This is a genomic window from Calditrichota bacterium (assembly GCA_016867835.1).
GTDB lineage: Bacteria > Electryoneota > AABM5-125-24 > Hatepunaeales > Hatepunaeaceae > VGIQ01.
The window spans coordinates 1-3945 of record VGIQ01000166.1 but is presented as its reverse complement, the minus strand read 5'-3'; the positions used below and the strand labels follow the sequence as shown (position 1 = coordinate 3945).

Here is a 3945-nt window from a genome sequence, read left to right as displayed (position 1 = left end):
ACCTGCGTGCGACGGCGGTGAAGGCCGGGTCGCTGGTCTATGAGACCGACGGGTTTGTGGCGCTGGACGTTTCGGCGGTGACGGTTCCGACTGAGTTCTATCTGGGTCAGAACTACCCGAATCCGTTCAATTCGACGACGCGGTTTGCGTATGGTCTTCCGGAGGCATCGCGGGTGACGGTCCGGCTCTATGATGTATCGGGTCGTGAGTCGGCGGTGTTGGTGGATGGACAGCGTGCCGCGGGGCATCACACGCTTGCGATTGAGGGACGCGATCTGGCGGCGGGCATCTATCTGGTGAAGATGGAAGCCGGCTCGTTCAGCGCCATCCGCAAGGTGATGCTGGTGAAGTAATGTTCAAATGCCTGTCTGTCAACGTGGCGTCGAATGGCGAGTTCGACGCCACGGGCAGGCAGGCGAGACGCGCCTATAGGTGCGTCTGACAGAGAATCTAATGACGCCCAGCATACCAACCTCCAAAATTGGTAATGCTAAAGCCCCCCGGTCTTATCCCTCTGGGACCGGGGGGCCTCGTTTTTTTGCGATTCGTAGTCAAACTGAAGAACTTTCGTTACTCGATCTTCACCTTTCCGGCGACATATTTGGCGACGGTAGCACGGGAAATGTCGAGCATTTCAGCGGCGATCGACTGGTTGCCTTCGGCACGGCGAACGGCTTCGGCGACGGTCATTCGGATCATCTCGCGCAGCGGCGGTAGATCCGGCCATTGATCGAAAGGCAAGCCATCCCCGGCTTCCTCGGCAATAGGATGGGGATTTGCCCGCCGCTGCCACTGAATATGCCGTTCGAAAGACTGCATACTCAACTTCTTCGCGGTGTGGCTGGCGACAGCATCGTAGATCATCGCTCTAAGTTCTCTGATATTGCCCGGAAAGGCATACCCGCGAAGCAGGACCAGCAACTCATCCGGAGGTGTCGGGCGGCGTCGCTTCATCTCGTGGGAGGCTTGCTCAAGGTAGTGGTCGAGTAGCAATGGCAAGTCCTCACGGCGGTCTCTTAGGGGTGGCAAATGGACGTGGTGAGCATTGAGACGGTAGTAAAAGTCGCGGCGGAATCGTCCCGACTCCATTAGTTCCCGCGCATCACGGTTGGTAGCGACCACGATCCGCACGTCGGCGCGACGGGGAACATCCGAACCGAGCGGGAAATACTCGTGATCCTGGATAAGCCGCAGCAACTTAACCTGTGAGTCCATTGCCAGGTCGCCGATTTCATCGAGAAACAGGGTTCCTCCGGCGGCCTTGGCAACAAGACCGTCGCGGTTGCGATCGGCTCCGGTGTAGGCTCCTCGCACGTGACCGAAGAGCGTATCGGTGAAGAAGTGCGAATCGACCCCGGCCACGTTGAGGGCAACGAACTCACCTTTTCGTCCGCTTATCCGGTGAATAGCCTGGGCGCATAGTTCCTTGCCTACGCCGGTCTCGCCGGTGATTAGGACCGGCTGCGACGACACCCCGATCGCCTCAATGTAGCGCAATTGGCTCAGCATCCCTTTGTGCCGGGTGATGATTCCATCGAAAGCCTCGGGATTCTTGATGCCGGCCCGATCCCCGAACGACTCCCGCAATCTTACATTCTCAGCCTGTAGTTCGTAGTATTCCAGTGCCCGGCGCAGGGTCGTTAACAGCCTGGTGTCATCGACCGGCTTCAAGAGATAGTCGTAGGCGCCGGCTTTAATGCACCGGACGGCGGTCTCTATCTCGTTGACGCCGGTAATGATGATTGCCGGAATGCCGGGTTGTTCATGAGAGACATACATGAGTATCTCCTCGCCTGAACGATGCGGCATAATAAGGTCTATGACCACTGCCGACAACTCCTGAGTCGCGATAATCCTTGTTGCTTCACGGCTGTCGTGACAGGGTATAACGTTGTTCAATCCGTCGAGATTGAGTGCCAGTTCGAAAGCCTGGAGCGAGTGCACTTCATCATCGAGTATCAGGATAGGCTGGGCTGGCGAGAGTGCAGATTTGGTTTGTGGTGAGGTCATATTATTCGGAATTTGGAGTCTCATCTGCCGGGAGAATAATGCGCACCGTTGTGCCCCTATTAGGAAGAGAGTCGAATTCAAGCCGGCCGCGGTGATCTGCCAATATCTTGCTGGAGATAGAGAGACCAAGTCCGGTGCCTCCAATGTCTCTCTTGGTCGTGAAGAATGGATCGGTCAAATGCAGCAGGTTTTCCGGCGGTATTCCTATCCCTTGATCGCTAATCTCGATCGACGTCATTCCATTCGGAAGATGGACTGTCCGTACAGTGATGCCCTGATCCGGATTGCTGAGCGCCTGACAAGCGTTTTGCAGGCAGTTGATTACCACTTGCTCAAGTTGCTGAAAATTACCGCGCACCTTGGGAATACTCTCATCGAGAATAAGTTCAACCCTTTGCGAGGCTCTACGCAACATATTACTCATCAAATTCACCGACGAGGAAACGACTTTGTTCAAATTAACCAGTTCAACACCATCGCCGATAGGCTTGCGGGCGAATGTGCGCAGTTCATCGACGATCAGTTTGATGCGTCGCGATCCATCCAAAACATTGGCGCAAAGTTGCGGAAACTGATCGCGAACTTCTGAGTAATAGGCTCCATGGAGTCTAAAATCACCCTCTTTACTAAAACGTTGATCAAGGATTGGCTGAATTCCGGACCATATCTTCTGCAGAGTTTGAGTTTGGAGTAGAATGTAGTTATTTGGATTGTTCAACTCGTGGGCTACTCCTGACACAAGCAATCCGAGTGACGCCATTTTGTCTGCCTGGACAAGTTGTTGCTGGTGAAGCCGTTCCCGTTCGGCGGCTTCTTCCCGGGCTTTCATTTCAATAATCAATTGCTCATTTTTTTCGCGCAGTTCAGTAGTCATTGCGCGGACGCGCTTACTGAGCAACCGGCTGATGCTAATAAAGAGTGCACCAATCGCGACAAGTGAAGCGAGGATCCACCAGATCCAAAGAGGTGTAACCTGACGCACCTCCATCGCTTCCAGCCATTGGGAACGAAAGCGGTGATAGGGTGAGTTGCGATCCCGCAACCATAACTTGAGCCGATTGTCAGTAGCAGCAAGCAGATGCGCATTACGGTCGGCAGCAACAGCAAAGTGAAGATTAGTCGGGCAGCATACCATCCCGGACTTGCGAACCTGGAATTTCGACTCGTTTTCCATTCCATAAAGGCGGTTCACCAGACCGGCATCGGCGTTTCCGGACTCAACGGCGCGCAATACTGCTGCATAATCCGGCTCATCTTGAAACGATGCTATAATCCCAAATCGATCGAGTCGAGCGCTGAATTCCTGCCTTACAAAGTCACCTTTCATCACTGCAATGCGTCGTCCTGAAAGATCGAGTATCGACTCGATCTCAGATCCTTCCTGCAGGTAAACATGGGTCCAGTTGTTCAGGATGCCGACTGTGCCGAAGTCGAACCGGGAAGGACGATCTGGCGTATAAGCAACACCAGGCAGAAGGTCGATCTCACCTTCAGCCAGAGCTGTCAGGCAGTCGTCATAATCGAGTGGGATGTATTGCACCTGCCAATTCTCATAGCGCGCCAGTTCGTCGACCAAATCGACGATGAAACCGTCGAAGCGGCCGTGTTCATCCTGATAGGCAAGTGGCCGGTTGGGGAAGATGCCAACCCGAACCAGTTCCTCGCCGTGCGCGCCGGTAATCAGCAGTAAGAGTAATGGATATGGTAGAAGTGAATTCAGCGGATTCAATTCGTTAACTCCTATCCTCTCCTACTTCACCAGCAGCGCCTTGGCGGTGGCGGTTCGGCCCGATGCCTCCAGCCGCACCAGATAGACCCCCGACGGCAACCCACCGGCATCCCACGCCAGCCGGTGCATCCCCGCACCATAATAACCATCCGCAACCACCCCCACCTCCCGGCCCGTCCCGTCCATCACCACCAGACGCCCCAGAC

At 54.8% G+C, this 3945-nt stretch carries 3 protein-coding genes; 1 reads left to right on the top strand and 2 read right to left on the bottom strand.

Annotation, left to right across the window (positions count from 1 at the left end; genetic code table 11):
* Positions 1 to 2: 2 nt before the first annotated feature.
* On the top strand, positions 3 to 353 hold the full coding sequence (locus FJY67_11560) for a T9SS type A sorting domain-containing protein (GenBank protein ID MBM3330085.1): 351 nt from the start codon (positions 3 to 5) through the stop codon (positions 351 to 353).
* A gap of 217 nt (positions 354 to 570) precedes the next feature.
* Here FJY67_11560 and FJY67_11555 read toward each other — a convergent pair whose 3' ends face one another.
* Together FJY67_11555 and FJY67_11550 are read right to left on the bottom strand one after the other, a co-directional pair.
* Positions 571 to 2010: a sigma-54-dependent Fis family transcriptional regulator gene (locus FJY67_11555; GenBank protein ID MBM3330084.1), complete on the bottom strand. Its 1440-nt coding sequence runs from the start codon at positions 2008 to 2010 to the stop codon at positions 571 to 573.
* Between the two features lies 1 nt (position 2011).
* A complete protein-coding gene (locus FJY67_11550; protein MBM3330083.1) occupies positions 2012 to 3739 on the bottom strand; it encodes a transporter substrate-binding domain-containing protein in 1728 nt (575 codons plus the stop codon).
* Positions 3740 to 3945: the final 206 nt, after the last annotated feature.